The following is a 24,983-nucleotide window of genomic DNA, read 5'->3' on the forward strand; positions in this document are numbered from 1 at the left end:
CAGTTGCCCCTCAGTGCCCCAACATGTCGTGCATGGCGATGATCTGCTCGGCGACCTGGATGAGCTTCTGCTGGCGGCTCATGGCCTGGCGGCGCATCAGCGTATAGGCGTCTTCCTCGTTGCAGTTCTTCATCTTCATCAGCAGCCCCTTGGCCAGTTCCACGCGCTTGCGTTCGGCCAGTTGCTGCTCGCGGGCGTTGAGCTGCGCGCGCAGGGCCTGGTCGCTTTCGAAGCGGGCCATGGCGACGTCGAGGATGGGTTGCAGGCGCTGGGCGTGGATGCCCTCGACTATGTAGGCGCTGACGCCGGCCTGGATGGCCTGGCGCATCACGCCCGGGTCGTGCTCGTCGGTGAACATGACGATGGGGCGGGGCTGGTCGCGGCTGACCAGCACCACCTGCTCCATGACGTCACGGCCGGGGGATTCGGTGTCGATGAGCACCACGTCGGGGCGCACGGCTTCGACCCGTGCGGGCAGGTCGATGGTCAGCCCGGATTCATCGATGACCTCGAAGCCGGCCTCGACCAGGGCGGCGCGCAGGCGGCCGACTTTCTTTGCGGTGTCGTTGATCAGAAGAATACGCAGCATAGGGTGGCCGTCCGGTTACAGGGCGAGGGCGGAAGACGTGCCGGCGAGGGCGTGCAGGCGGAAGCTGCGTGCATAGCCGGCCGGGTCGCTGCCATCCCAGGTGATGCCGTCCATCAGCGTGGCGCTGCGCATCTCGGCGGGCGCTTCGATACCAAGGGCTGCGGCGGCCTGGCGGTAGAGGTCGAGGCGCTGCACCTGGCGGGCGACGCCGAGGTAGTCCGGGTCATCGCGCAGCAGGCCCCAGCGGCGGAATTGGGTCATGAACCAGATGCCGTCGGAGAGGTAGGGCAGGTTGACCCGGCCGCCGTCGAAGAAGCGCAGCGGGTGGGCGTCTTCCCAGGTGTTGCCGAGACCGTCGCGGTAGTGGCCGAGGAAGCGTGGCTCGATGGCCGAGAGCGGGGCGTCGATGTACTCGGCGCCGCTGATCAACTGGGCGGTGCTGCGGCGGTTTTCCAGGCTCTGCTCGATGAAGCGGCTGGCTTCGAGCACCGCCATGGTCAGCGCGCGGGCGGTGTTCGGGTAGGCGTCGGCGAAGGCGGCAGTGACGCCGAGGACCTTCTCCGGGTGGTCGGGCCAGATCATCTGGCTGGTGGCGAGGGTGAAGCCCTGGCCCTGGTCCACCGCCAGGGCGCCCCAGGGGCCGCCGGCGCAGAAGCCGTCGATACGTGCGGCCTGCAGGTGGGCGACCATCTGCGAAGGCGGCACCACAACGCTGCTGACGTCGTGCAGCGGATGGATGCCCTGGGCGGCCAGCCAATAGGCCAGCCACATGGCGTGGGTGCCGGTGGGGAAGGTCTGGGCGAAGGTCAGCCTTGCACCACCTTGGCGCACATGGGCGGCCAGTGCCTCGGCAGTGGTCACGCCGGCGCGCCGTAACGGTTCGGAGAGGTTGATGGCCTGGCCGTTCTGGCACAGGCCCATGAGGATGGCCATGTCGGTGGCCGTGCCGCCGATGCCCAGGTGGATGCCGTAGACCTGGCCGTAGAGCGCCTGGGCGGCGTCCAGCTCGCCGGACAGCAGCTTGTCGCGCAGGGTGGCCCAGGAAGCCTGGCGCTTAAGGTTGAGGGTGAGCCCATAGGGCTGGGCGAAGCCCTGGGTGGCGGCGACGATCAGCGAGGCGGAGTCGGTGAGGGCCATGAAGCCGAGGTCCAGCGTGCTCTTTTCAGGTGCGTCGCTGCCGGCGACCCAGGCCAGGTTGTCGGTGCGTGTGTGCAGTCGGTTGTCGCTCATGCTGTCGCCTTCCCATCAACAAAAAGGCGTCGCCACGGCGAATCGCGGGCTGCGATGGCCGATGACGACGCCATTGTCCGGTGGCCCGCTCCGCCGTTGGAGCGGGCCTGATGCCTTGGGCAAAGCAAGCGATGTGCCAGGGGCGGAAAGCAAAGCCCCCGCCGGAGCGGGGGCCGGGTGGAGCGGGGCGGATCAGCGTTCGATGATCTGTTTCACCTGGGTCTGCGGGATCTGCTGCTTGCGGCCTTCGCTGTCTTCGAACTCGAGCATGCCGGTGTCTTCATCCAGGTGCGGCTTGCCATCGCTGGTGAGCATCTGGCCGTCGGTGGTGTTGATCAGGTATTCGCTGGAGCAGCCGGCCAGGCCGACCAGGCAGAGGGCGATGAGAATCCAGTGCTTCTTCATGGTGGTACTCCTTGGAATGAGCGGTTGGGCGCTTCTCCTTGGAACATAGCCGCTGGCGGTGGGCTGGCAAGGCGGGAGAGGGTGAATTCGTGGTGTGCGGCACGGTTCGGCGAGATGGCGTTTCTTCGGTTCGGTTCTCGGTTCGACGGACCTGGGGCAGCGAAGCGTTTCGCGAATGAATTGGCTATGTCTGCGTTAAGTGTTGCTAGAAGAGTTGAGCCCAGCTGATTGCCGAGTTTTGTTGATGCTCTTGGTTTCGCCCACCCGGGCGAGTCCCTTTTTTCAGTCGTCGGGATGCCGAACCACAAAAAAGGAACCAAAAACGCTTGCCCCTGCATACGGGTCTGGCTTCGCCAGACTTCCCTCGCTCCATCATCGTTCCAAGGGCACGCCGCGAAGGGCCATCCCTGGCCCATCGCGGCTCTCGCGACATCCATGTCGCTCAACCCCTTGACTCGCTTCGCTCACCCTCCGGGCCAGCCTTCGGCTGTTACTCCGCTTCGCTTCGTTTCACGACGATTCGCTCGGCCTCCTGAAAGGGGCGTTTGGCGGCTGCTCCAACGTTCTTCGCTCGAATCCCCACATCGATGTGCGCATCACCAGCGGGTGTACACCGCGGCTGGCGGCTTTCGTAGGATGGTGTAGAGCGAAGCGAAACCCATGCGGTGGAGGTGGCACGAACCCTTGGGCGCCCGGAAAGGGCCGTGCTTGAGCGCTTGCATTAAAACCACACCAGCTAGCGCAGACAGAGCCAATGAATTCGCTCCCACGGGGTTTGTGAGTGTGGTGTTCGGCGCAAATCGCGCCCATAAAAAAGCCCCGCACGGGGCGGGGCTTCTTCATGGCCGGTGAGGCTTAGGCTTGAACGACCGGGATATTGGCGTTCGCAGCGGCTTCGCGGTACTCGGCGATCTGGTCGAAGGACAGGTAGCGGTAAACGTCGGCAGCCATGCTGTCGATGCTCTTCGCGTATTCCATGTACTCCTCGACGGTCGGCAGCTTGCCCAGGATGGACGCGACGGCTGCCAGCTCGGCGGAGGCCAGGTACACGTTGGCACCATCGCCCAGGCGGTTCGGGAAGTTACGGGTGGAGGTCGAAACCACGGTGGAGTTCGACGCTACGCGTGCCTGGTTACCCATGCACAGCGAGCAGCCCGGCATTTCCATGCGCGCGCCGGCCTTGCCGTAGATGCCGTAGTAGCCTTCCTCGGTCAGTTGGTGCTGGTCCATCTTGGTCGGCGGCGACAGCCACAGGCGGGTCGGAATCGAGCCCTTGACCTTGTCCAGCAGCTTACCGGCAGCGCGGAAGTGGCCGATGTTGGTCATGCAGGAACCGATGAACACTTCGTCGATCTTGTCGCCGGCAACGGTGGAGAGCAGGCGGGCATCGTCCGGGTCGTTCGGAGCGCAGAGAACCGGCTCTTTCACGTCGGCCAGGTCGATCTCGATGATCTCGGCGTATTCGGCGTCCTTGTCGGCTTCCATCAGCTGCGGGTTGGCCAGCCAGGCTTCCATCGCTTGGGCGCGACGTTCCATGGTGCGGGCATCGCCGTAGCCTTCGCCGATCATCCAGCGCAGCAGGGTGATGTTGGACTGCAGGTACTCGGCGATGGCCTTTTCCGGCAGCTTGATGGTGCAGCCCGCAGCGGAACGCTCGGCGGAGGCGTCGGACAGCTCGAACGCTTGCTCGACGGTCAGGTCGTCCAGGCCTTCGATTTCCAGGATGCGGCCGGAGAAGGCGTTGATCTTGCCCTTCTTCTCGACGGTCAGCAGGCCTTTCTGGATGGCGTAGTAGGGGATCGCATGGACCAGGTCACGCAGGGTGATACCGGGCTGCAGCTTGCCTTTGAAACGCACCAGAACGGATTCGGGCATGTCCAGCGGCATGACGCCGGTGGCGGCGGCGAAGGCCACCAGGCCGGAACCGGCCGGGAAGGAGATGCCGATCGGGAAGCGGGTGTGGGAGTCGCCACCGGTGCCGACGGTGTCAGGCAGCAGCATGCGGTTCAGCCAGCTGTGGATGATGCCGTCGCCAGGACGCAGGGACACGCCGCCACGGGTGCGGATGAAGTCCGGCAGGGTGTGGTGGGTGGTGACGTCGATGGGTTTCGGGTACGCGGCGGTGTGGCAGAAGGACTGCATCACCAGGTCGGCGGAGAAGCCCAGGCACGCCAGGTCTTTCAGCTCGTCGCGGGTCATCGGGCCAGTGGTGTCCTGGGAGCCGACGGTGGTCATCTTCGGCTCGCAGTAGGTGCCCGGGCGAACGCCGGCTACGCCGCACGCCTTGCCGACCATCTTCTGCGCCAGGGTGAAGCCCTTGCCGCTGTCGGCGGGCTGTTCCGGCTTCTTGAACAGGTCGGAAGAACCCAGGCCCAGTTCGGCACGGGCTTTCTCGGTCAGGCCACGGCCGACGATCAGCGGGATACGGCCGCCAGCGCGGACTTCGTCGAGCAGCACCGGGGTCTTCAGTTCGAAGGTGGTGATGACATCGTCGGTGCCGTGCTTGCACACCTTGCCGGCGTGCGGGTAGACGTCGATCACGTCGCCCATGTTGATGTTCGATACGTCGAACTCGATCGGCAGGGCGCCGGCGTCTTCCATGGTGTTGTAGAAGATCGGGGCGATCTTGGAGCCGAAGCAGAAGCCGCCAGCGCGCTTGTTAGGCACGTAGGGGATGTCGTCGCCGAAGAACCACAGCACCGAGTTGGTGGCGGATTTACGCGAGGAACCGGTACCGACCACGTCACCGACGTAGGCGACCGGGAAGCCCTTGGCCTTGATCTCTTCGATCTGCTTCAGCGGGCCGATGGCGCCTTGCTGCTCGGGGACGATGCCGTCACGGGCCATTTTCAGCATGGCCAGGGCGTGCAGCGGGATGTCCGGGCGCGACCAGGCATCGGGAGCCGGGGACAGGTCGTCGGTGTTGGTTTCGCCGGTGACCTTGAACACGCTCAGGCTGTACTTGTCAGCGATGGCGGGCTTGCTGGTGAACCACTCGCCAGCGGCCCAGGACTCCAGCACGGCCTTGGCGTGGGCGTTGCCAGCCTTGGCTTTCTCGGCTACGTCGTGGAAGGCGTCGAACATCAGCAGGGTGTGCTTGAGCTGTTCGGCAGCGGTGGCGGCCAGCTCGGCGTCATCCAGCAGCTCGACCAGGGTGGCGATGTTGTAGCCGCCCTGCATGGTGCCGAGGAGTTCGGTGGCGCGCTGTTTGGAGATCAGCGGGGACTTGGCTTCACCCTTGGCGACGGCGGAGAGGAAACCGGCCTTTACATAGGCCGCTTCGTCCACGCCCGGCGGAACGCGGTTGGTGATCAGGTCTACGAGGAATTCTTCTTCGCCGGCCGGCGGGTTCTTCAGCAGCTCTACCAGGCCTGCGGTTTGTTCGGCGTTCAGCGGCTGGGGCACGATACCCTGGGCGGCACGCTCTTGTACGTGTTTGCGATAGGCTTCAAGCACAGTTTTACCCTCATCAGTGGTCCCAAGGAGTTGTCCGGGACGCTCATCCAGGAATCCAGCGAACACGTGCGCCGCGCAGCTTTGTGAGCTGCCTGGCCAGGGTTTCGTTGGTTCCATCCAGAAGCTGTTTTCAAAGTTTTACGCCGGAAGGAAGGCCTGATGAGGGCTGGCGCAAGGCACTCGCTGGGGAGTGCCCAACGCCAATTTTCCTGCCGGGTGGACTGTGCTCGTGACGCTTTGAAAACAGCTTCCAACGGACATTGGCGCCTAAAATGGCGGGCCAATTCTAAAGGAAAGCTGAGCCGAAGTTAAGACAAAAGCCCTGGGTTTCTTGGGGTGACCCTGCCTAGACAAAGGGCTAAGATGCCGGCCTGTTCGTGCTTTCCCAGACCCTCCCGCCATGTCCAATCAGCGCATCAAGACGCCCTGCGTCGGCCTCTGCTCCACCGTCTACGGGGATCTCGTGTGCCGTGGCTGCAAGCGCTTCCACCATGAAGTGGTGAACTGGAACCTCTACAACGACGAGGAAAAACGCGCCGTCTGGCGTCGTCTGGAAATCCTCCTGGTCCAGGTGATGACCGCAAAACTCGAGGTTTTCGACGAAGATCGCTTGCGCATGCAGCTGGAGCAACGCCAGGTCCGCTTCGTGCCGGAGCAGTCCGCCTATTGCTGGGCCTACCAGCTCATCGCCCGTGCCTCGCGCATGATCAACCGCCTGGACGCCTACGGCGTGGCGCTGATGCCCGAGTTCCGCGGCTGGACGTTGCCGGAGCTGCGCGAGGCCATCGATCGGGAGTTCTTCCTTTTGTCGGAAGCCCACTACGATCGCTACATCGCGCCGCGCTTCCTGCTGGAGGGAATGGAGAGCCGCGTCTGAGCCCTCCCTCCATGGCAGCGAAACGCCAGGCACGAAAAAGCCGCCCATCGAGGCGGCTTTTTCATGGGGCGGGTCAGCGCTGGGCGACCAGTTCCTCCAGGTGGGCGATGATTTCGTCCGGCTTGAGGACCAGCACGTCGCTTTCCAGCGAGTCCAGCACCACTTCGGCGGTGTTGCCGATCAGTGCGCCGGAGAGGCCGGTGCGGGCGATGGTGCCAATCACCGTCACCGCCGCCTTGAGCTTGTGGGCAACGTGGGGGATGAGCACGTCGGCCGGGCCTTCCTCCACGTGCAGGCGCTCGTCGCTGACGTCGAACTCCTCCTGGAAGCTGCGGCATTCGGCGCGGTAGCGCGCCTCGATGCTTTCCTTGAGCTGGAAGGTCGGGTCCGCTGCCGAGAGCATCGGCGAGGGGTGGGCGCTGATCACGTGCAGGGTGCCCTTGGCCAGCCCGGCGATGTCGTAGCCGTGGCTGATGATGCTGGCGTGCAGGGTGCGGTGCTCGCCGTCGCTGTTGCCGACGTCCACGGCCGCGAGAACGATGCCGCCGGTCCAGGGCGTGTCGGTCTTCACCATCAGCACCGGGCCGGGGCAGTAGCGCAGCAGCTTCCAGTCGTCCGGCGTCAGCAGGAAGCGCTTCAGCGGGTTGTCCGGCACATGCTGCTTGATCACCAGGCCACAGCCTTCGGCCTGCTGCACGGCGATCACGGTCTGGTGCAGGTTTTCGTTCCAGGCCTGCTGGCTGGTCACGCTGTAGCCTTCGCTGGCGAGCGCGCCGGACAGGTCGGCGAGGTAGGCGGCGTGATCCGCCTTGCGGTCGCAAACCAATAGGTGCAGGTGCGACTGGGTCACCCCGGCGATCAGTTTGGCGCGCTTGAGCGCCAGGCCATCGGGGTGGTTCGGATCAACTACCACGAGGATGCTGCGGATGGCTTGCATGGTCGTGCTCTCCCTGGAAGACATATAGCTGGAACCACTGTAGCTGCCCTGGACGCTTCGCGTTCTTGACATATATCAGTGCATCAAGCTGGCTGCGGCCTGCAGCCCCCGTATAATGCTCCGCCATTGCCCGCCCGACCAGATTGCCATGCCCTTGTCCGCCATCCCCGCCGTTCCGTTTTCCCTCGTCATCGCCCGCCAGGGAGCGCCTCGCCCATGAACCTCCCGGAAATCCACGACTTCCTTGGCTGCCGCACGCCTGCCGCCTGGGTGGAGGCCGCGCTGGCGGACCAGGAAACCCTGCTGATCGACCACAAGAACAACGAGTACAAGGCGGCGTCCACCGCCATGGCGCTGATCGCCAAGTACAACACGCGCCTGGACCTGATCAATTTCATGTCGCGCCTGGCCCGTGAGGAGCTGGTCCACCACGAGCAGGTCCTGCGCATCATGAAGAAGCGTCGCGTGCCGCTGCGCGCGGTATCTGCCGCGCGCTACGCCTCTGGCCTGCGCAAGGTGGTGCGTAACCACGAGCCGGCCAAGCTGGTGGATACCCTGGTGGTGGGCGCCTTCATCGAGGCGCGCTCCTGCGAGCGTTTCGAAGCGCTGGTGCCGCACCTGGACGAAGAACTGGGCAAGTTCTACTTCGGCCTGCTGAAAAGCGAAGCGCGCCACTACCAGGGCTACCTGAAGCTGGCCTACCAATACGGCGAGACGGCGGACGTCGATGCGGTGATCGAGAAGGTCCGCGACGTGGAGCGCGAGCTGATCGAGAGCACGGACGAGGAGTTCCGCTTCCACAGTGGCGTGCCGGTCGCCCAGTGAGCCGACGACACCCCACATGAAAAAAGCGCCCCGAGGGGCGCTTTTTTTGTGGCCGGTGAGGGCTCAGTCCTTCACTTTCAGGTCCAGCGCCAGGTCACGGGCCGCCTTGGTGGCGAGCACGCCCATCAGCTGGCCGATCTCGTCCTGGCGGCTGCTGGCGCCGTTCTGCCCGGCGGCCATCATCACGCTGGGCACCGGCGCCTGGGCGGCGGCCTCGGCCCACACCTTGTTGATGGCGATCAACGCATCGAGCTTGGGCTGCAGCGCGCCGTCCGCCTTGATCACCGCTTCGCGGGCATAGGCTTCGGCGTCGGCGGTGATCTTGGTGGCCTGGGCGGTGATGCTGGCCTTGTCACGCAGCAGCTCGGCGGTTTGCTTCTCGATCTCGGCACGGCCCTTTTCGCGCTCGGCGTTGATGCGCGCCAGCTGCTTCTCGGTCTCGGCCTGGGTGGTGCGCTCGATCTGGTCGCGCAGGGTTTCCTGGCGGCGGGCTTCCACTTCCTTCTCACCGCGGGCGGTGACCAGCAGCTTCTCTTCCTCTTCCTTCAGGCGGTTCTGCCGGGCCACGGCCAGCTCGGCCAGGGCCTGCTGCACCTTGACCATGCGCTGCTTGTACTGCGGGTTGGGGTCGACGTTGGTGATGCGCGCCTCCACCACTTCCACGCCGTATTTGCGGAACTGCTGCTGCTTGCGCACCGGCATGCCCTTGGCGTCGATCACCTTCTCGGTGATGAACTGGCTGGCGTTGTTATCGCCGAAGCTGCCCTGCTCGGTGCCGGCCTGGAGGATGGCGGTCTGTTGCGGCACGTGGCCACGCGGGCCACGCACTTCCTTGCGCTTGATCAGGTAGAGGCCGTCGTTGAGCTGGTTTTCGAACTCGGCGGCGAACTCGCTGCGGGCGCCGGCGTAGAAGTCGTCGGCGGTCATCAGCGAGGCGGTGGCCTGCAGGGTTTCCTTGATCGCCGGTACCAGCGCGGTGCGGATGAAGTTCTCCGGGTTGCGGTATTCCTGGGCGATCTTGAGGAACTGCTCGCCGCTGGGCAGGCGGAAGCGCGCGGAGGACTCCACCTTGGCGTCGACGTTGCCGAGGAAGACGATGGGGAAGGCCTCGATGGTGGCGCCCAGGGAGTCGTTGTCGCTGGTGTCGTCGATCTGGTTGAGCGCTTCGGTGAGCACCGACTGCACGCTCAGGGCCTTCTTCCAGGGCGTGGCGCGGCCGAACCACTTGGTGGCGTAGCCGACGTCATCCACCACTTTCTCTTCGCCGAAGATGGTCCGCACGTGGGTGGCGAAGCCGGCTTCGTTGTAGAAGAAGATGCCGTTGAACAACACGAAGGCGGCGGCCGTGCCGGCGACGATGCCGACCAGGTACTTGATATAGGGGGAATCGCTGAACGGCATGGTCGCTCCTTGACGTGAAATCGAAAGCGGCGATGCTGCTGGCCGCGTGCCATCCCGTCAAGGAGAGCCGGCGCGGCCTGCGGAGGAGTTCGCGTTGCGCGGCTCAGTCGAGGGCGAACGGTGCCTGGCGGAAGCCCTGTTCGTCGACTTCCAGGGCCCAGCCCTGGCGATCCCAATCCCCGAGGACGATGCGCTGGGCGGGCAGGCCGCCCACTTGCAGTTCGTGCACGGCGGGGCGGTGGGTATGACCGTGGATCAGCGTCGGTACGCCCTGTTCGGCCAGCAGGCGCGGGATTTCTTCCGGGGTGACGTCGGTGATTTCCACCGCCTTCTGCCGGGTCTGCATGCGGCTTTCGCTGCGCAGCTTGCGCGCCAGTTTGTGGCGGGTGGCCAGCGGCAGGTGGCGCAGTATCCACAGCACAACGGGGTTGCGCAGGATGCGCCGCATGCGCATGTAGGCCGCGTCGCGGGTGCACAGGCTGTCGCCGTGCATCAGCAGCACCGGGTGGCCGGCCAGCTCGACGCGGCTCGGGTCCGCCAGCAGGGTGCAGCCGGCCTCGCGGCAGAAGCGCGTGCCGATCATGAAGTCGCGGTTGCCGTGCATCAGGAAGATGCGCGTGCCGCCATCGGCCACCTGGCGCAGGGCCTGGGCGATGGAGCGTTGGAAGGGGGTCATGGCGTCGTCGCCGATCCAGGCCTCGAAGAAGTCACCCAGTATGTAGAGCGCTTCGGCCTGGCTGGCGCGGGTCTGCAGGAAACGAAGAAACGCCCGGGTTATATCCGGGCGCTCCTCTTCAAGATGCAGATCGGAGATCAGCAGGATCACTCGACGATCTCGGCCTTCTCGATGATCACGTCTTCGACCGGTACGTCCTGGTGGCCGGACTTCATGGTGGTGGCCACGCCCTTGATCTTGTTGACCACGTCCATGCCTTCGGTCACTTCACCGAACACCGCGTAGCCCCAGCCCTGCACGGTCGGCGCGCTGTGGTTGAGGAAGCTGTTGTCGGAAACGTTGATGAAGAACTGCGCGGACGCCGAGTGCGGCTCCATGGTGCGGGCCATGGCCACGGTGCCGACCTTGTTCGACAGGCCGTTGTTGGCCTCGTTCTTGATGGAGGCGCGGGTGGTCTTCTGTTTCATGCCCGGCTCGAAGCCGCCGCCCTGGATCATGAAGTTGGAGATCACGCGGTGGAAGACGGTGCCATCGTAGTGGCCGGCCTTCACGTACTCCTTGAAGTTGGCCACGGTTTCCGGGGCTTTGTCTTCGAAGAGTTCCAGGGTGATGACGCCATGGTTGGTGTGCAGCTTGATCATTTCGGTATTCGCTCTGTCGAGAATTCGAAGGCCTGTCAGGGGGTTGACAGCTTCGGCTATGATAAGCGCTTTGATTTGACCGGCCTACCCTGTGCCGCGCACCCGTAGACCTAAGGATCCCATGAGCAAGCCTGAGACCCCCGCCGCCGCCAACTTCCTCCGCCCCATCGTCCAGGCCGACCTGGATGCCGGTACGCACGCCAAGATCGTCACCCGCTTCCCGCCGGAGCCCAATGGCTACCTGCACATCGGCCATGCCAAGTCGATCTGCCTGAACTTCGGCCTGGCCCAGGAATTCGGCGGTGACTGCCACCTGCGCTTCGACGACACCAACCCGGCCAAGGAAGACCAGGAATACATCGACGCCATCGAAAGCGACGTGAAATGGCTGGGCTTCCAGTGGTCGGGCGAGGTGCGCTACGCCTCCAACTATTTCGACCAGCTGCACGCCTGGGCCATCGAGCTGATCAAGGCCGGCAAGGCGTTCGTCTGCGACCTCAACGCCGAAGAGATGCGTGAATACCGCGGCAGCCTGCACGAGGCGGGCAAGAACAGCCCGTTCCGCGAGCGCTCGGTGGAAGAGAACCTGGATCTGTTCGCCCGCATGAAGGCCGGCGAGTTCCCGGATGGCGCCCGCTCCCTGCGCGCCAAGATCGACATGGCCTCGCCGAACATCAACCTGCGCGACCCGATCCTCTACCGCATCCGCCACGCCCATCACCACCAGACCGGCGACAAGTGGTGCATCTACCCCAGCTACGACTTCACCCACGGTCAGTCGGACGCCATCGAGGGCATCACCCACTCCATCTGCACCCTGGAGTTCGAGGACCATCGCCCGCTCTACGAATGGTTCCTGGCCAACCTGCCGGTCCCCGCGCAGCCCCGCCAGTACGAGTTCTCGCGCCTGAACCTGAACTACACCATCACCAGCAAGCGCAAGCTCAAGCAACTGGTGGACGAGAAACACGTCAGCGGCTGGGACGACCCGCGCATGTCGACGCTCTCCGGCTACCGCCGTCGCGGCTACACCCCGGAATCGATCCGCAATTTCTGCGAGATGGTCGGCGTCAACCGTGCCAGCGGCGTGGTCGACATCGGCATGCTGGAATTCAGCATCCGTGACCACCTGGACGCCACCGCGTCCCGCGCCATGTGCGTGCTCAAGCCGCTCAAGGTAGTGATCACCAACTACCCGGAAGGCCAGGTCGAGAACCTCGAACTGCCGCGCCACCCCAAGGAAGACATGGGCGTTCGCGCGCTGCCCTTCGCCCGCGAGATCTACATCGACGCCAGCGACTTCGAAGAAGTCCCGCCGGCCGGCTTCAAGCGCCTGATCCCTGGTGGCGAAGTGCGCCTGCGCGGCAGCTACGTGATCCGCGCCGACGAAGCCATCAAGGATGCCGCCGGCAACATCGTCGAGCTGCTTTGCTCCTATGACGAGAACACCCTCGGCAAGAACCCCGAAGGCCGCAAGGTCAAGGGCGTGATCCACTGGGTGCCGGCCGAGGCCAGCGTCGAGTGCGAAGTGCGCCTGTACGACCGCCTGTTCCGTTCGGCGAACCCGGAGAAATCCGAAGAGGGCGGCAGCTTCCTCGACAACATCAACCCCGAGTCGCTGGTGGTGCTCACCGGCTGCCGCGCCGAGCCGTCCCTGGCCAATGCGCAGCCCGAGGAGCGCTTCCAGTTCGAGCGCGAAGGTTACTTCGTCGCCGACATCAAGGATTCGCAGCCCGGCAAGCCGGTGTTCAACCGCACCGTCACCCTGCGTGATTCCTGGGGGCAATGATGGCGCTGTCGATCTACAACACCCTCACCAAGGTCAAGGAAGCCTTCCAGCCGCTGGAAGGCAACAGCGTGCGCATGTACGTGTGCGGCATGACCGTGTACGACTTCTGCCACATCGGCCACGCCCGCGTGATGGTCGCCTTCGACGTAGTCACCCGCTGGCTGCGTGAGCGCGGCTACGACGTGACCTACGTGCGCAACATCACCGACATCGACGACAAGATCATCCGTCGCGCCCAGGAGAACGGCGAGCCGTTCGAGGCCCTGGTCGACCGTATGATCGCCGCCATGCACGAAGATGAAGCGCGCCTCGCCGTGCTGCGCCCGGACATCGAGCCCCGCGCCACCGGCCATATCGCCGGCATGCACACGATGATCCAGACCCTGATCGACAAGGGCTTCGCCTACGCCCCCGGCAATGGCGACGTCTACTACCGCGTGGGCAAGTTCGAAGGCTACGGCAAGCTGTCCCGCCGTCGCATCGACGAGCTGAAGATCGGCGCCCGCATCGAGGTCGACGAATCCAAGGAAGATCCGCTGGACTTCGTGCTCTGGAAGGGCGCCAAGCCCGGCGAGCCGAGCTGGGAATCCCCCTGGGGCCCCGGTCGCCCCGGCTGGCACATCGAGTGCTCGGTGATGTCCACCTGCTGCCTGGGCGAGACCTTCGACATCCACGGCGGCGGCCCGGACCTGGTGTTCCCCCACCACGAGAACGAGATCGCCCAGAGCGAGGCGGCCACCGGCAAGCTCTACGCCAGGGCCTGGATGCACGCCGGCGCGGTGCGCGTGGACGGCGAGAAGATGTCCAAGTCCCTGGGCAACTTCTTCACCATCCGCGAGGTGCTGGAGAAGTACCACCCCGAGGTGGTGCGCTACCTGCTGGTCTCCAGCCACTACCGCAGCCCTATCAACTATTCCGAAGACAACCTCAAGGAAGCCAAGGGCGCCCTGGAACGCTTCTACACCGCCCTGCGCGGCCTGCCGGAGGCGCCCGCCGCCGAGGGCGAAGCCTTCGTCGAGCGCTTCAATGCCTCCATGGATGACGACTTCAACACCCCCGAAGCCGTCGCCGTGCTGTTCGACATGGCCCGCGAGGTCAACCGCCTGCGCGACACCGACCTGGCCGCCGCGGCAGCCCTGGCGGCCCGTCTCAAGGCCCTGGGCGGCCTGCTCGGCCTGCTGCAACTGGACCCGGACGCCTTCCTCCAGGCCGGCGCCACCGGCAAGGTCGACGCGGCCGAGGTCGAAGCCCTGATCCAGGCGCGCCTGCAAGCGCGTGCGGAGAAGAACTGGGCCGAGTCCGACCGCATCCGCGACCAGATCACCGCCCTGGGCGTGGTCCTGGAAGACGGCAAGGGCGGCACCACCTGGCGCCTCGCCGAGTAGTCGTACGCGTCATGAACGAGGCCGCTTTCGAGCGGCCTTTTTCTTGGGCGCCGAAACCTTCACCGAAACTCCACGGCAATTCCATCTGCGGTCCACGCAGCCTGCACGGCGCGCGTGCATAAAGGCGACCCGCCCCGAGGAAAAGGACGTCGCCGTGGACATCACCCTGATCAACCCGCCCCACACCGCCATCGGCAGCCGCATGCCCCGCGAACACCTGCCGCCCCTGGGGCTGCTCGCCATCGGCGGGCCGCTGCTGGATGCGGGCTTCCAGGTCTCGCTGCTGGATGCGGACCGCGAGGGGCTGAGCGTGGCGCAGATCGTGGCGCGCATCCAGGCGACGGCGCCGGATGTGGTGATGCTCGGGCACTCCGGCTCCAGCTCGGCGCACCCGACGGTGGTGGACATCTGTCGTGCCCTCAAGGGCGTGCTGCCCGAACTGGTCATCGTCTACGGCGGCGTGCACCCCAGCTACCACTGGGACGAAATCCTCCAGGAGGTGGTGGAAGTCGACTTCATCGTGCGCGGGGAGGGCGAGCAGACCGCGCTCTCGCTGATGCAGGCCCTGGCGCAGGGGCACCCGCCACTGGACGTCCACGGCATCGCCCTGCGCTACCTGGGCGAACCCTACGCCACGCCTGCCGCCGCCATGCTGCGCAACCTCGACGACTACCGCGTGGGCTGGGAGCTGATCGACCATGCCCACTACTCCTACTGGGGCGGCAAGCGGGCAGTGGTGGTGCAGTTCTCCCGGGGGTGTCCCTACCTGTGCAACTACTGCGGCCAGCGCGGGTTCTGGACCCGCTGGCGGCACCGCGACCCGGTGCGCCTGGCCCGGGAGCTGGCACGCCTGCACCGGGAACAGGGCGTGGAGCTGATCAACTTCGCCGACGAGCTGCCCACCGGCTCGCGCAAGATGTGGAAGGCCTTCCTCGAAGCCTTGATCGCCGAGGATGTGCCGCTGCTGCTGGTGGGCTCCACCCGTGCCGGCGACATCGTCCGCGATGCCGACATCCTCCACCTGTACCGCAAGGCCGGGGTGATCCGCTTCCTGCTGGGCATCGAGAGCTACGACGAAGGCACCCTTGAGGCGATTCGCAAGGGCGGTACCACCCGCGAGGACCAGGAGGCCATCCGCCTGCTGCGCCGGCACGGCATCGTTTCCATGGCCACCTACGTGATCGGCTTCCAGGAGGAAACCGACGCCGACTACTGGCGCTCCCTGCGCCACCTGCTGCGCTACGACCCGGACCAGATCCAGCTGCTCTACGTCACCCCGCACCGCTGGACGCCCTTCTACGAAACGGCCGAGCAGCGCCGGGTGATCCAGACCGACACCCGTCGCTGGGACTACAAGCACCAGGTGCTGGCAGTGCAGCGCGTGCCGGCCTGGCGGGTGTTCCTCTGGTTCAAGACGATCGAGGTCTGCATGCAGGCCCGCCCCAGGGCCCTTGGTCGCCTGCTGTTGCACCCGGATGCTGACTTCCGCCATGCCATGGCCTGGTACACCCGCATCGGTCGTCGCGTGTGGTTCCACGAGCTGGCGGAGTTCCTCTTCGCCACGCGGCTGCTCAAGGCGGGGCCGACGCTCCGCGAGTTCCTTGGCGCCTCGCTGGCAGGGCGTGAATACCTGCTGGACAAGCGCAAGGGCAGGGCGGCGGTGGAGGTGATCGCGCGGGCCGCGAGCTGAATGGGGGAGCCGCGCGCTCCCCGGTCGCTCAGCGGGTCAGACCCACTGGTCGCTGCGCTTGCGTTTGACCCGCAGCATGGTCGGCAGGATCAACCCGAGCAGCAGGCCTGCGCCGGCGATGCTGCCGCCGTAGACCATGTAGCGCATCAGCACCTGCTTGTTCTCGTCACCCAGTTGCGCCTGCACCTCGCGCAGTTCGGAGCGGGCCTGGCTCAGCTCGCTGTCCAGGGCCGCGCGGGCGGCCTGGGCTTCGTCGATCAACGCCTTGCGCGAGTCCATGGTCTCCTGCATGCCTTGCACGCGGGTTTTCCAGGTCTCGTCGATACCGCCCAGCTCGGTGCTCAGCTCGGTCACCTTTTGTTCCAGTTGCGGCAGGCGCTCGGCCTGGCCGGGCACCGATTGCAGGTCGCGGGTGGGGATCCACACGGCGCTGCCGTTCTCGCCGCGCACCTGGCTGTAGTCGCCCTGGGTGCTCAGCAGCTCGACTTTCTGCCCGGAAACCAGGGTGCCGACGATGCGGTAGCCATCGGTGGGGCCGCTGCGCACATAGGTGCTCAGGCTGTCGCTCACCCAGCGCGTGTTGTCGGCTTTCTCCTCGGCCTGCGCGGGCATGCCGGCCAGCAGCAGGCCGCCCAGCAGGCAGACGCCGATGGCGCGGGAGGAGAACGAAGGAGCACGGGCGAGCAGATGACGGGTCAGGGGCATGGGGCAATCTTCACTGGCTATGGAACGGAACCCGAAGCGCGGGCGTGATAAGCGCCGGCCAGGCGAGCATCGCATTCAGAAAGAGCGATGGCTGCGCAGCGCCCGGGTGGCGAATGGCCACGCCATCCACCCGGTTCGAGCCGACAGCGAACTGACAATCCGCGACCCCGCGTAGTTCACTCATGGCCCTGCAAGCGAGACGGGTGGTCGAGCGGAAAAGGGAGCTCATGCCGGATAGCTAGTCGAGATACAAGGGTGGCCCTCACTCCACCGGGCACTCCGTGCAGCTGCACCGCATGGGTTTCGCAAAGCTCTACCCATCCTACGGGGCCGCATTCGTACGGGGCCGCATTCGTAGGATGGGTAGAGCGGAGCGAAACCCATCATTTCGCAACACGACGATTATCCGGGTGTAGAAGGTAGGTCGGGTGCAACCCGACATCGTCGATGCATGAGTCACGCGGGGTTTCCCCGCCCTGCGGAGCTGATCGATGTGTAGGGTGGATGGCGCTTTTTTCATCCACCGGCGATGCCGAGCCGCGCCGCGTTACCAACCCAGGGCCACTCGTAGCCCGGGCTTCAGCCCGGGAAGGCAGGCCTCAATGCAGCGCCCGGGTCACCAGGTAGGTGAGCAACTGCGGGTCGTCGCCCGGGTCGAGGGTGCGCACCGGCTTCGGCAGACCTTCCATCACCGCGTGCCAGAAGGCCTGGGCGGCTTCGTCGTCGCGGTAGAAGCGCACCAGCCAGTCGGTGCTGCCGTCCATCAGCACCTGGGTCGCCAGCAGGCGGCCGATGCCCTGGCGGCGGTAGCGCTTGAGGATGAACAGGTCCGCCAGTTCCAGCGCATCCATGCCCGGCAGCTCGCTGCGCTCGATCAGCAGGAAGCCGGCGATGAAGCCATCCACCAGCACCAGGTTGGCGCTCCATTGCGGTTCCTGCCAGTAGCGCGCCAGGTGCTCCTCGTGGATGTAGAAGCGCCCGTCCGCCTCCACGTCTTCCTCCTCCCAATCCGAGGATTCATAGGAGTAGAACTGGTACAGGTTGCGGATCAGCTCGGCCTGTTCGGGGCCGGTCTGCAGCAGTTCGAGGGTGACGTCGCTCATGGTCGGGGTTCGTGATGGAAGAGGGCGCGGCATTCTACCCAAGGCGCCGTGGCCATACGCAAACGGGAGCCCCATCGAGGCTCCCGTTTTCGTTTCAGGTTTGCGCCCGCTCCGTTACTTGTTGCCGGTCAGCGCCGCGTAGCTGGTCATCAGGTTGCGGTAGTCGGGGATGTGGTTGGAGCACAGGGCGGCCAGGCCTTCCACATCGTTGCGCCAGTCGCGGTGCAGTTCGCAGGCCACGCCGAACCAGTTCATCAGCTGCGCACCGGCCTGGCTCATGCGGTTCCACGCCGCGTTGCGGGTCATCTCGTTGAAGGTGCCGGAGGCGTCGGTCACCACGAACACCTCGAAGCCTTCCTCAAGGGCGGAGAGGGCCGGGAAGGCCACGCAGACCTCGGTCACCACGCCGGCGATGATCAGCTGTTTCTTGCCGGTGGCCTTGATCGCCTTGACGAAGTCTTCGTTATCCCAGGCGTTGATCTGGCCGGGGCGGGCGATGTAGGGCGCGTCCGGGAACAGCTCTTTCAGCTCGGGGACCAGCGGGCCGTTGGGGCCGGTTTCGAAGCTGGTGGTGAGGATGGTCGGCAGCTTGAAGAACTTGGCGAGGTCAGCCAGGGCCAGGACGTTGTTCTTGAACTTGTCCGGCTCGATGTCGCGAACCAGGGAGAGCAGGCCAGCCTGGTGGTCCACCAGCAGGACGGCGGCGTTGTCTTTGTCGAGACGGTTGTAAGTGAAATTGGTCATGGTGCGTTCCTCGCTTATCGATTCTGGGTGCCGGTTCGGCGTTGGGTTCTGCTTCTCGCTGCAGGCGTTGTCTGCATGTGAGAAAGATTAAATTCGGTACCCTTGATCCGCTAGACTGCGAAAAATACCTCTAGCGTTCTATTTGGAGAACGAGCGTGGAAGACCTCAACACCCTCTACTACTTCACCCAGGTGGTGGAGCACGGCGGCTTCGCCCCGGCCGGCCGCGCGCTGGACATGCCCAAGTCCAAGCTCAGCCGGCGCATCGCCCAGCTCGAAGAGCGCCTCGGCGTACGCCTCATCCACCGCACCAGCCGGCATTGCTCGCTCACCGAGATCGGCCAGGAGTATTACCAGCGTTGCGTGGCCATGCGCGTGGAGGCGGAAGGGGCGGCGGAGGTGATCGAGCGCAACCGCAGCGAGCCGCGCGGCCTGGTGCGCATCGCCTGCCCGACCACGCTGCTCAACTCCTGGGTCGGGCCGATGCTCACCCGCTATATGCTCAAGTACCCGCTGGTGGAGCTCTTCATCGAAAGCACCAACCGCCGGGTGGACCTGCTCCATGAAGGCTTCGACATCGCCTTGCGGGTGCGCTTCCCGCCCCTGGAAAACACCGACATGGTGATGAAGGTGCTGGCCGACAGCACCCAGTGCCTGGTGGGCCGGCCGGACTTCCTCACCCGGTTGCCGGCAGGCTTCGCGCCCGAGGAATTGGGCCGCCTGCCGAGCCTGCATTGGGGCGGCGCGCAGCGGGACTACCAATGGGAACTGTTCGGCTCGGACGGGGCGCGGCTGACCATCCCGCATCGCCCGCGCATGGTCACCGACGACCTGATGGCGCTGCGCAACGGCGTGCTGGGTGGCGTCGGCATCGCCCACCTGCCTCGGGTCGCGGTGCGCGAGGACCTGGCCAACGGCACGCTGGTGGAAATGCTGCCGGGCTTCTCGCCCAAGTGCGGCATCGTCCACGCCATCTTCCCGTCGCGGCGCGGGCTGTTGCCCTCGGTGCGCTCGCTGATCGACTTCCTCGGCGAAGAGTTCGCCGGCAGCGACATGGCGTGATGCGGCGCAGGGGGGCGGTTGGCTGAAGCGGAGCGCCGCCCGGCCCACCCTACGGGGCGGAAGCGGGGAGGGGTGTCGGCGTCAGCCGAACTCCTCCATGCTGGCGCGCACTTCTTCCAGTGCCTCGCCCAGCAGTTGCTCCAGCGGCTGGCCCTTGATGCCGTCGCGCAGCATCTCCTTCAGCGCCTGCTTGGCGCCGGCGAAATCGTCCTGGTGGTAGTAGAGGCTGCCGAAGCGACCCTCACGGTCGAAGAACAGTAAATAGGCGCCTTCGAGGATGTCCGCCACCCTGTACCAGCCGTAGCCGATGAAGCGCTCATTCAGCGCCGCGATCTCCTCCGCGCTGAAGTGGCGGCCCGCGTCGAACTCCGGGCGATCACCGCCCCAATGGGCGCGGATCACGTCGATGATCCCGGCCGAGCCGTCCTGCTCCTGCAGCCAGTCCGCCAGCTCGGCGGGGGCGGGAATCCAGAAGCAGTGGGAGTCGGATTCGGTCTGGTTCTTCAGCGCGCCGAGGCTGCGGTAGAAGCTTTGCAGCTCCGCCGGCAGTGGGCCGGTGATGGACGCCAACTGCTCGATTTCCTCCTCCGACGCAGGGCCTTCGGTGTAGAGCTCGTCCTCTTCCCCGTTGATCTCGAGGTAGGTCTGGTTATAGGCGTCGATGCCGTCGCGGAGGGTTTCCATGCTGTCGTCCGATCTGTTGGCGAGGCCCCGTGGGGCGGATGGCGGCACCTTAGCCGAACGCCTTGAAGGCATTGTGAAACCAGTGCGCGTTTGTGCGAGCCGGTGGTCGGGCCAATCCACTCCCACCGCTCGTAGGATGGGTAGAGCGAAGCGAAACCCATGCTGCAACGGGGGATCGCTCCGCGCTCCCTAGGCGAATGAATTCGCCCCTACAGGTATTACCAATCGGTGAAGGGCATCCGCCTCCAGCTCGGCTCATCGCTGAGTGCCGGGTCGTCCCGGCTGGCGAGGAAGACCGGCAGATCCTGCCGGGCGATCCAGATATCCCCCTGCCATTTCAGAATGCCGATCCGCTGATTGGCCCAGCTCATTGCGGCCCGCCGGGGTGCCGCTTCGGGGTTGCGGTGGCAGTCATATAGCGTTGGCACCACCACCTCGCTAAGCCATTGGCTGATGCACCTGTGTTCCGGGTGATCGAAGCGGTACAGCAGCCGATAGGCGCCGGCCTCGCTGATGGCCAGCACCTCCTCGCTGCCACCGCTGGCGTGGCGAAGCACCACGACACGGCGCTGGTGCGGGTCCACCAGGCGGGTCATGCGGTAGGGACGCAGAGCGCCGATCAGGCGAGCGAAATCGTGTGCGACGAACCAGGGCTGGTTGTCGACCATCACGGTGCGCAGCTGGTGGTTGTGGCGTTGGAAAACGATGGGTGGATGCGTCGTGCATGGCGGAGCTCCTATTAGGTCGGAAGAGCCGCCACCTACGTCGCCAAACGAGGGTGGCAGACCACGCGGGGTTGGCGAACCGGCTAGTAGGCACCGGCAGACCCGGAGGTCTCCCCGCGCGATCTGCCATAACGCAGAGCAGTGCATGACTGCATGCGTGCGGGGGCCTGCAAGAACATTCGCCGTTCTCGCAAGCACCTCGGCGCCATCGCGCTTGCTAACTCCCGGGCCGCCAAACCCGGCCACGGGATTGACCGTGGAGGGGGGAGGATCGAGAGCGGGGATGAGGTGGGCAATAGGTTCTTCGGAGGCTTAGGCGTAAGACCTCTCTAAATAAACCAAGCCAAAGCCCTCCGTTTCAAGTTGCTTCAGGTCGCTTAAAGTCTCTATAGGAGTGAGCTCAGCTAGCGGCGTCCTTCATTCTGAGTGGGGCTGGAATAATCTCCTATCGTTGACCAGACCATGACTGCAAGTTTGAACATCTTGCCCACAACTCGGTTGGAGCGAATATCCAGTCCGATTTGATAGGCCCTATATAGTTCGTTTGAAACCATTCCACGAATAACTCCAGCGTTCCCACTAACCATCCGCCACTCTGATACGTAGTCGCCTGCCCATTCGCCCTGCGCTACTCCGGAGGGTTTGAACTGATTTCCCATTGAAAAGATCAGGCTTTCCGCATAGCTAAGGTCATCATGAATGTTGATATGGCGAGGTGAGTCATTTATCAATTTTTGCGTCATTTGCTCACATTGACTCTTTAGATAGGACGCATTTCCTCTCATGGATTCGACTCGGAGTGCTGCCTCAATTCCGTCTTGAAATAAGTAACTCATGGTTAATAGCTCCTTGCTATGGATTTTGCGCTATGCGAGTGGTGCAATTTGGCAGCGCAAAACAAAAAATAGTAGTGGCGAGCGCCATTGGGAAGTGGGAGCTGGCTGTGGCTGCGTTGGAGTTTAGGGTGAAGCCGATGTAACCAGCCAAAATGAAGGTGTGTTTCTTGAAGGCAAGACTTTAAATAGCCAAGCCTCAGTGGCGATATGTCTTTCAAGGAGCAACAGTAGTGACTACGGACGATCTGATCACCATGTACCGCCCTTGCGGCGAGAAGGAACTCGCCCTGGTTGCCGCCAGCGGGTTCAAGCGCTGGCCGCCCAGGCTGCCGGGGCAGCCGATCTTCTACCCGGTGACCAACGAGGCCTACGCCATCGAGATCAACAAGTGGAACGTCACGGACTTCAAGAAGGGTTACGTGACCCGCTTCAGGGTGCGGCGCAAGTTCGTCGAGCAGTATCGGATCGAGCAGGTCGGCGGCAGCCGCCATACCGAATGGTGGATCCCGGCCGAGGGCCTCGAGGCCCTCAACGACAATATCGTCGGCGAGATCGAGGTGATCTACGAGGAAGGGCCGAACCCAAAATAAGCGGCCCCGAAGGGCTGCCGGGAGCTGAGCACCCAGGAAATGAAACGGGCCCTTCCGGGCCCGTTTTTCTTGTCACTTCGACAGGAACTTCATCCCGTCTTCCAGCCCGCTCAGCGTCAGCGGGTACATCTGGTCCTCGATCAGCTCGCGCACGATATTGGTCGAGGCGGTGTAGTTCCAGGTGTCCTTGGGGTAGGGGTTGATCCAGATGAGCTTCTTGTACTTCTCCATGAAGCGCTTGATCCAGACGTAGCCCGGTTCTTCGTTCCAGTGCTCGACACTGCCGCCGGCCTGGGTGATTTCGTAGGGGGCCATGGCGGCATCGCCGACGAACACCACCTTGTAGTCCGCGCCGTACTTGTGCAGCAGGTCCAGGGTGGAGGTGCGTTCGGAGGTGCGGCGCAGGTTGTTCTTCCACACCGATTCGTAGATGCAGTTGTGGAAGTAGAAGTACTCCAGGTGCTTGAACTCGGTCTTGCAGGCCGAGAAGAGTTCTTCGCAGACCTTCACGTGGGCGTCCATGGAGCCGCCGATATCCAGCAGCAGCAGGAGCTTCACGCTGTTGCGGCGCTCGGGGCGCATCTGGATGTTGAGCAGGCCGGCGTCGCGGGCGGTGTGGTCGATGGTGCCGTCCAGGTCGAGTTCGTCCTGGGCGCCCTGGCGGGCGAACTTGCGCAGGCGGCGCAGGGCGACCTTGATGTTGCGGGTGCCCAGTTCCACCTGGTCGTCGAGGTTCTTGTACTCGCGCTGGTCCCACACCTTGGCGGCCTTGCCCTGGCGCTTGCCGGCGTCGCCGACGCGGATGCCCTCGGGGTTGAAGCCGCCGGAGCCGAAGGGGCTGGTGCCGCCGGTGCCGATCCACTTGTTGCCCCCGGCGTGGCGTTCCTTCTGCTCTTCCAGGCGCTTTTTGAACTCTTCGATGAGCTTGTCCAGGCCGCCGAGGGACTGGATCTGCGCGCGCTCCTCGTCGGTCAGCATGCGCTCGAATTCCTTGCGCAGCCATTCATCGGGGATCAGCGCCTCGATGTGCTGGTTGAGGTTTTCCAGGCCCTTGAAGTAGGCGCCGAAGGCCCGGTCGAACTTGTCGAAATGGCGCTCGTCCTTGACCAGGATGGTGCGCGACAGGAAGTAGAACTCGTCCATGTCGGCGAACACCACGTTGTGCTTCAGCGCGTTGATCAGGTCCAGCAGCTCGCGGACCGAGACCGGCACCTTGGCCGCGCGCATTTCGTTGAACAGGTTGAGCAGCATGGCTGCGCCCTCTTGCTGGTTGGCCTCAGGAACGGGGTTCCTGGGGCAGGCCGTCGGCTATGGCGTACCAGTCGGCCTTGGATTCGGGGTAGATGTGTTTCTGCGGGATCTCGCCCAGGGGCGAATCCAGCGTGCCCAGGGCGATCGACACCCAGTTCGGGTGGGCGTTGTCGCTGTACCACTGCAGGGTGGCGCCGCACTGCCGGCAGAAGCTGCGGGTGACGCCGGGGCTGGAGTGATAGTGGGTCACGAAGTCTTCGCCGGCGGTCCAGCGGAAGTCGCTCCAGCGCACGTTGCCATAGGTGGCGAACGCGGCACCGTGGCCCTTGCGGCACTGGCTGCAATGGCAATGGGTGGCGGATTCGATGGGGGCGTCGATCTGGTACTTCACCGCGCCGCACAGGCAGCTGCCGTTATGCATCCTGACCTCTGGCTACGGAATGGAAGCGCCCCTCCGGGAGAGGAGGGGCGACCGGGGCTCAGCGGCTGGCGCGGCGGCTCATGAACGCCAGGCGTTCCAGCAGCTGCACGTCCTGCTCGTTCTTCACCAGGGCGCCGGCCAGGGGCGGGATGGCCTTGGTGGGGTCACGCTCGCGCAGTACGGCTTCGCCGATGTTGTCGGCCATCAGCAGCTTCAGCCAGTCGACCAGCTCGCTGGTGGAGGGCTTCTTCTTCAGGCCCGGCACCTTGCGCACGTCGAAGAACACGTCCAGCGCTTCGGCCACCAGGTCCTTCTTGATGTTGGGGTAGTGCACATCGACGATCTTCTGCAGGGTCTCGCGATCCGGGAAGGCGATGTAGTGGAAGAAGCAGCGGCGCAGGAAGGCGTCCGGCAGTTCCTTCTCGTTGTTGGAGGTGATGATGATGATCGGGCGCTGCTTGGCCTTGATGGTCTCGTCGGTCTCGTAAACGTAGAACTCCATCTTGTCGAGTTCTTGCAGCAGGTCGTTGGGGAACTCGATGTCGGCCTTGTCGATCTCGTCGATCAGCAGGATCACGCGCTCTTCGGACTCGAACGCCTCCCACAGCTTGCCTTTCTTGATGTAGTTGCGAACGTCCTGGACCTTCTCGGAGTTCAGCTGCGAATCACGCAGGCGGCTCACCGCGTCGTACTCGTACAGGCCCTGGTGCGCCTTGGTGGTGGACTTGATGTGCCAGGTGATCAGGCGGGCACCGAAGGACTCGGCCAGTTGCTCGGCGAGCATGGTCTTGCCGGTGCCCGGCTCGCCCTTGACCAGCAGTGGGCGTTGCAGGGTGATGGCGGCGTTGACCGCGAGCTTGAGGTCGTCGGTGGCGACGTAGGACTGGGTGCCTTCGAACTTCATCAGGGAATCCTCGAACGGTAACGCCCGGCTCGGCCGGGGCCTTCGGTATTTACGGAAA

The 24,983-nt window shown here is 64.6% G+C and carries 24 protein-coding genes; 7 read left to right on the top strand and 17 right to left on the bottom strand.

The genetic code is table 11. The features are described from left to right. Positions 1 to 10: 10 nt before the first annotated feature. The 4 genes from PSm6_RS20275 to acnB all read right to left on the bottom strand — a co-directional run bounded on the left by PSm6_RS20275 (position 11) and on the right by acnB (position 5,680). Positions 11 to 589, bottom strand: coding sequence for an ANTAR domain-containing response regulator (locus tag PSm6_RS20275; RefSeq protein ID WP_043247199.1), 579 nt, complete (start codon positions 587 to 589; stop codon positions 11 to 13). A gap of 15 nt (positions 590 to 604) precedes the next feature. Continuing rightward, on the bottom strand, positions 605 to 1,819 hold the full coding sequence (locus PSm6_RS20280) for a CmpA/NrtA family ABC transporter substrate-binding protein (protein WP_043247201.1): 1,215 nt from the start codon (positions 1,817 to 1,819) through the stop codon (positions 605 to 607). A 192-nt stretch (positions 1,820 to 2,011) separates the two neighbouring features. Beyond that, complete coding sequence (locus PSm6_RS20285) at positions 2,012 to 2,224, bottom strand: YgdI/YgdR family lipoprotein (protein ID WP_184489324.1); 213 nt, start codon at positions 2,222 to 2,224, stop codon at positions 2,012 to 2,014. 855 nt (positions 2,225 to 3,079) lie between these two features. Next, a complete protein-coding gene (acnB, locus tag PSm6_RS20290) occupies positions 3,080 to 5,680 on the bottom strand; it encodes a bifunctional aconitate hydratase 2/2-methylisocitrate dehydratase (protein ID WP_043246699.1) in 2,601 nt (866 codons plus the stop codon). A gap of 400 nt (positions 5,681 to 6,080) precedes the next feature. Here acnB and PSm6_RS20295 point away from each other — a divergent pair, with 400 nt between their 5' ends. Next, positions 6,081 to 6,557 carry a DUF1289 domain-containing protein gene (locus PSm6_RS20295; RefSeq protein WP_043246700.1) on the top strand — a complete coding sequence of 159 codons (477 nt, stop codon included), beginning with the start codon at positions 6,081 to 6,083 and terminating at the stop codon, positions 6,555 to 6,557. A 73-nt stretch (positions 6,558 to 6,630) separates the two neighbouring features. Here the strand turns inward: PSm6_RS20295 and uspL are convergent, their stop codons facing one another. After that, positions 6,631 to 7,494 carry a universal stress protein UspL gene (gene uspL, locus PSm6_RS20300; RefSeq protein WP_265168057.1) on the bottom strand — a complete coding sequence of 288 codons (864 nt, stop codon included), beginning with the start codon at positions 7,492 to 7,494 and terminating at the stop codon, positions 6,631 to 6,633. A 216-nt stretch (positions 7,495 to 7,710) separates the two neighbouring features. Between uspL and PSm6_RS20305 the strand changes: the two genes are divergently transcribed. Further along, the gene (locus PSm6_RS20305; protein WP_043246704.1) at positions 7,711 to 8,319 is read left to right on the top strand and encodes a MiaE family protein; all 609 of its coding nucleotides are present in this window, start codon (positions 7,711 to 7,713) and stop codon (positions 8,317 to 8,319) included. Positions 8,320 to 8,382: 63 nt separating this feature from the next. Here the strand turns inward: PSm6_RS20305 and PSm6_RS20310 are convergent, their stop codons facing one another. From PSm6_RS20310 to PSm6_RS20320, 3 genes are all read right to left on the bottom strand, one after another. Continuing rightward, positions 8,383 to 9,720 (bottom strand): SPFH domain-containing protein, encoded by a 1,338-nt coding sequence (locus tag PSm6_RS20310; protein WP_265168058.1) that lies wholly within the window; start codon positions 9,718 to 9,720, stop codon positions 8,383 to 8,385. A 103-nt stretch (positions 9,721 to 9,823) separates the two neighbouring features. Next, entirely contained in the window at positions 9,824 to 10,546 is a 723-nt protein-coding gene (lpxH, locus tag PSm6_RS20315; protein WP_265168059.1) for a UDP-2,3-diacylglucosamine diphosphatase, read from the bottom strand. Next, a complete protein-coding gene (locus PSm6_RS20320) occupies positions 10,543 to 11,037 on the bottom strand; it encodes a peptidylprolyl isomerase (protein ID WP_043246712.1) in 495 nt (164 codons plus the stop codon). Before PSm6_RS20320 ends, lpxH begins: the two co-directional genes overlap by 4 nt. A gap of 121 nt (positions 11,038 to 11,158) precedes the next feature. On the opposite strand from PSm6_RS20320, the gene PSm6_RS20325 reads away from it, so the two are divergent. From PSm6_RS20325 to bchE, 3 genes are all read left to right on the top strand, one after another. After that, positions 11,159 to 12,826, top strand: a complete 1,668-nt coding sequence (locus PSm6_RS20325) for a glutamine--tRNA ligase/YqeY domain fusion protein (RefSeq protein ID WP_265168060.1) — start codon at positions 11,159 to 11,161, stop codon at positions 12,824 to 12,826. Then, positions 12,826 to 14,211: a cysteine--tRNA ligase gene (gene cysS / locus PSm6_RS20330; protein ID WP_265168061.1), complete on the top strand. Its 1,386-nt coding sequence runs from the start codon at positions 12,826 to 12,828 to the stop codon at positions 14,209 to 14,211. The genes PSm6_RS20325 and cysS overlap by 1 nt, the downstream gene beginning before the upstream one ends. A 154-nt stretch (positions 14,212 to 14,365) precedes the next feature. After that, positions 14,366 to 15,901, top strand: a complete 1,536-nt coding sequence (bchE, locus tag PSm6_RS20335; protein WP_265168062.1) for a magnesium-protoporphyrin IX monomethyl ester anaerobic oxidative cyclase — start codon at positions 14,366 to 14,368, stop codon at positions 15,899 to 15,901. Positions 15,902 to 15,937: 36 nt separating this feature from the next. Here the strand turns inward: bchE and PSm6_RS20340 are convergent, their stop codons facing one another. From PSm6_RS20340 to ycaC, 3 genes are all read right to left on the bottom strand, one after another. After that, positions 15,938 to 16,606, bottom strand: coding sequence for a TIGR04211 family SH3 domain-containing protein (locus PSm6_RS20340; protein WP_021220284.1), 669 nt, complete (start codon positions 16,604 to 16,606; stop codon positions 15,938 to 15,940). A gap of 599 nt (positions 16,607 to 17,205) precedes the next feature. After that, positions 17,206 to 17,709, bottom strand: a complete 504-nt coding sequence (locus PSm6_RS20345) for a GNAT family N-acetyltransferase (protein WP_043246719.1) — start codon at positions 17,707 to 17,709, stop codon at positions 17,206 to 17,208. A gap of 114 nt (positions 17,710 to 17,823) precedes the next feature. Next, entirely contained in the window at positions 17,824 to 18,453 is a 630-nt protein-coding gene (ycaC, locus tag PSm6_RS20350) for an isochorismate family cysteine hydrolase YcaC (protein ID WP_265168064.1), read from the bottom strand. Positions 18,454 to 18,608: 155 nt separating this feature from the next. On the opposite strand from ycaC, the gene PSm6_RS20355 reads away from it, so the two are divergent. Beyond that, the gene (locus PSm6_RS20355; protein WP_265168065.1) at positions 18,609 to 19,514 is read left to right on the top strand and encodes a LysR substrate-binding domain-containing protein; all 906 of its coding nucleotides are present in this window, start codon (positions 18,609 to 18,611) and stop codon (positions 19,512 to 19,514) included. An 81-nt stretch (positions 19,515 to 19,595) separates the two neighbouring features. On the opposite strand, the gene PSm6_RS20360 is transcribed toward PSm6_RS20355, so the two are convergent. From PSm6_RS20360 to PSm6_RS20370, 3 genes are all read right to left on the bottom strand, one after another. Beyond that, positions 19,596 to 20,198 carry a hypothetical protein gene (locus PSm6_RS20360; RefSeq protein ID WP_265168066.1) on the bottom strand — a complete coding sequence of 201 codons (603 nt, stop codon included), beginning with the start codon at positions 20,196 to 20,198 and terminating at the stop codon, positions 19,596 to 19,598. Positions 20,199 to 20,416: 218 nt separating this feature from the next. After that, on the bottom strand, positions 20,417 to 20,866 hold the full coding sequence (locus PSm6_RS20365) for a BRO-N domain-containing protein (RefSeq protein ID WP_371877139.1): 450 nt from the start codon (positions 20,864 to 20,866) through the stop codon (positions 20,417 to 20,419). Positions 20,867 to 21,327: 461 nt separating this feature from the next. Beyond that, the gene (locus tag PSm6_RS20370) at positions 21,328 to 21,759 is read right to left on the bottom strand and encodes a hypothetical protein (protein ID WP_148304374.1); all 432 of its coding nucleotides are present in this window, start codon (positions 21,757 to 21,759) and stop codon (positions 21,328 to 21,330) included. 230 nt (positions 21,760 to 21,989) lie between these two features. On the opposite strand from PSm6_RS20370, the gene PSm6_RS20375 reads away from it, so the two are divergent. Continuing rightward, complete coding sequence (locus PSm6_RS20375; protein ID WP_265168068.1) at positions 21,990 to 22,349, top strand: hypothetical protein; 360 nt, start codon at positions 21,990 to 21,992, stop codon at positions 22,347 to 22,349. A gap of 72 nt (positions 22,350 to 22,421) precedes the next feature. Here PSm6_RS20375 and PSm6_RS20380 read toward each other — a convergent pair whose 3' ends face one another. Genes PSm6_RS20380 through PSm6_RS20390 form a run of 3 tightly spaced genes read right to left on the bottom strand, consistent with a single transcriptional unit; the run spans position 22,422 to position 24,925 of the window. After that, positions 22,422 to 23,600, bottom strand: a complete 1,179-nt coding sequence (locus PSm6_RS20380) for a vWA domain-containing protein (protein WP_263402225.1) — start codon at positions 23,598 to 23,600, stop codon at positions 22,422 to 22,424. Positions 23,601 to 23,625: 25 nt separating this feature from the next. After that, positions 23,626 to 24,021 (bottom strand): GFA family protein, encoded by a 396-nt coding sequence (locus PSm6_RS20385; protein ID WP_021220274.1) that lies wholly within the window; start codon positions 24,019 to 24,021, stop codon positions 23,626 to 23,628. A gap of 58 nt (positions 24,022 to 24,079) precedes the next feature. Beyond that, positions 24,080 to 24,925 (bottom strand): AAA family ATPase, encoded by an 846-nt coding sequence (locus tag PSm6_RS20390; protein ID WP_021220273.1) that lies wholly within the window; start codon positions 24,923 to 24,925, stop codon positions 24,080 to 24,082. Positions 24,926 to 24,983 lie beyond the last annotated feature (58 nt).

It is taken from the genome of Pseudomonas solani, assembly GCF_026072635.1.
GTDB classification, from domain to species: Bacteria; Pseudomonadota; Gammaproteobacteria; order Pseudomonadales; family Pseudomonadaceae; genus Metapseudomonas; species Metapseudomonas solani.

Bases quoted from the DNA above. Each gene is read 5' to 3' on its own strand.
- PSm6_RS20275 (WP_043247199.1), bottom strand. From the start codon at position 589: ATGCTGCGTATTCTTCTGATCAACGACACCGCAAAGAAAGTCGGCCGC.
- PSm6_RS20280 (WP_043247201.1), bottom strand. From the start codon at position 1,819: ATGAGCGACAACCGACTGCACACACGCACCGACAACCTGGCCTGGGTC.
- PSm6_RS20285 (WP_184489324.1), bottom strand. From the start codon at position 2,224: ATGAAGAAGCACTGGATTCTCATCGCCCTCTGCCTGGTCGGCCTGGCC.
- PSm6_RS20295 (WP_043246700.1), top strand. From the start codon at position 6,081: ATGTCCAATCAGCGCATCAAGACGCCCTGCGTCGGCCTCTGCTCCACC.
- uspL (WP_265168057.1), bottom strand. From the start codon at position 7,494: ATGCAAGCCATCCGCAGCATCCTCGTGGTAGTTGATCCGAACCACCCC.
- PSm6_RS20305 (WP_043246704.1), top strand. From the start codon at position 7,711: ATGAACCTCCCGGAAATCCACGACTTCCTTGGCTGCCGCACGCCTGCC.
- PSm6_RS20310 (WP_265168058.1), bottom strand. From the start codon at position 9,720: ATGCCGTTCAGCGATTCCCCCTATATCAAGTACCTGGTCGGCATCGTC.
- PSm6_RS20320 (WP_043246712.1), bottom strand. From the start codon at position 11,037: ATGATCAAGCTGCACACCAACCATGGCGTCATCACCCTGGAACTCTTC.
- PSm6_RS20325 (WP_265168060.1), top strand. From the start codon at position 11,159: ATGAGCAAGCCTGAGACCCCCGCCGCCGCCAACTTCCTCCGCCCCATC.
- cysS (WP_265168061.1), top strand. From the start codon at position 12,826: ATGGCGCTGTCGATCTACAACACCCTCACCAAGGTCAAGGAAGCCTTC.
- PSm6_RS20340 (WP_021220284.1), bottom strand. From the start codon at position 16,606: ATGCCCCTGACCCGTCATCTGCTCGCCCGTGCTCCTTCGTTCTCCTCC.
- PSm6_RS20345 (WP_043246719.1), bottom strand. From the start codon at position 17,709: ATGAGCGACGTCACCCTCGAACTGCTGCAGACCGGCCCCGAACAGGCC.
- ycaC (WP_265168064.1), bottom strand. From the start codon at position 18,453: ATGACCAATTTCACTTACAACCGTCTCGACAAAGACAACGCCGCCGTC.
- PSm6_RS20360 (WP_265168066.1), bottom strand. From the start codon at position 20,198: ATGGAAACCCTCCGCGACGGCATCGACGCCTATAACCAGACCTACCTC.
- PSm6_RS20365 (WP_371877139.1), bottom strand. From the start codon at position 20,866: ATGGTCGACAACCAGCCCTGGTTCGTCGCACACGATTTCGCTCGCCTG.
- PSm6_RS20370 (WP_148304374.1), bottom strand. From the start codon at position 21,759: ATGAGTTACTTATTTCAAGACGGAATTGAGGCAGCACTCCGAGTCGAA.
- PSm6_RS20380 (WP_263402225.1), bottom strand. From the start codon at position 23,600: ATGCTGCTCAACCTGTTCAACGAAATGCGCGCGGCCAAGGTGCCGGTC.
- PSm6_RS20385 (WP_021220274.1), bottom strand. From the start codon at position 24,021: ATGCATAACGGCAGCTGCCTGTGCGGCGCGGTGAAGTACCAGATCGAC.
- PSm6_RS20390 (WP_021220273.1), bottom strand. From the start codon at position 24,925: ATGAAGTTCGAAGGCACCCAGTCCTACGTCGCCACCGACGACCTCAAG.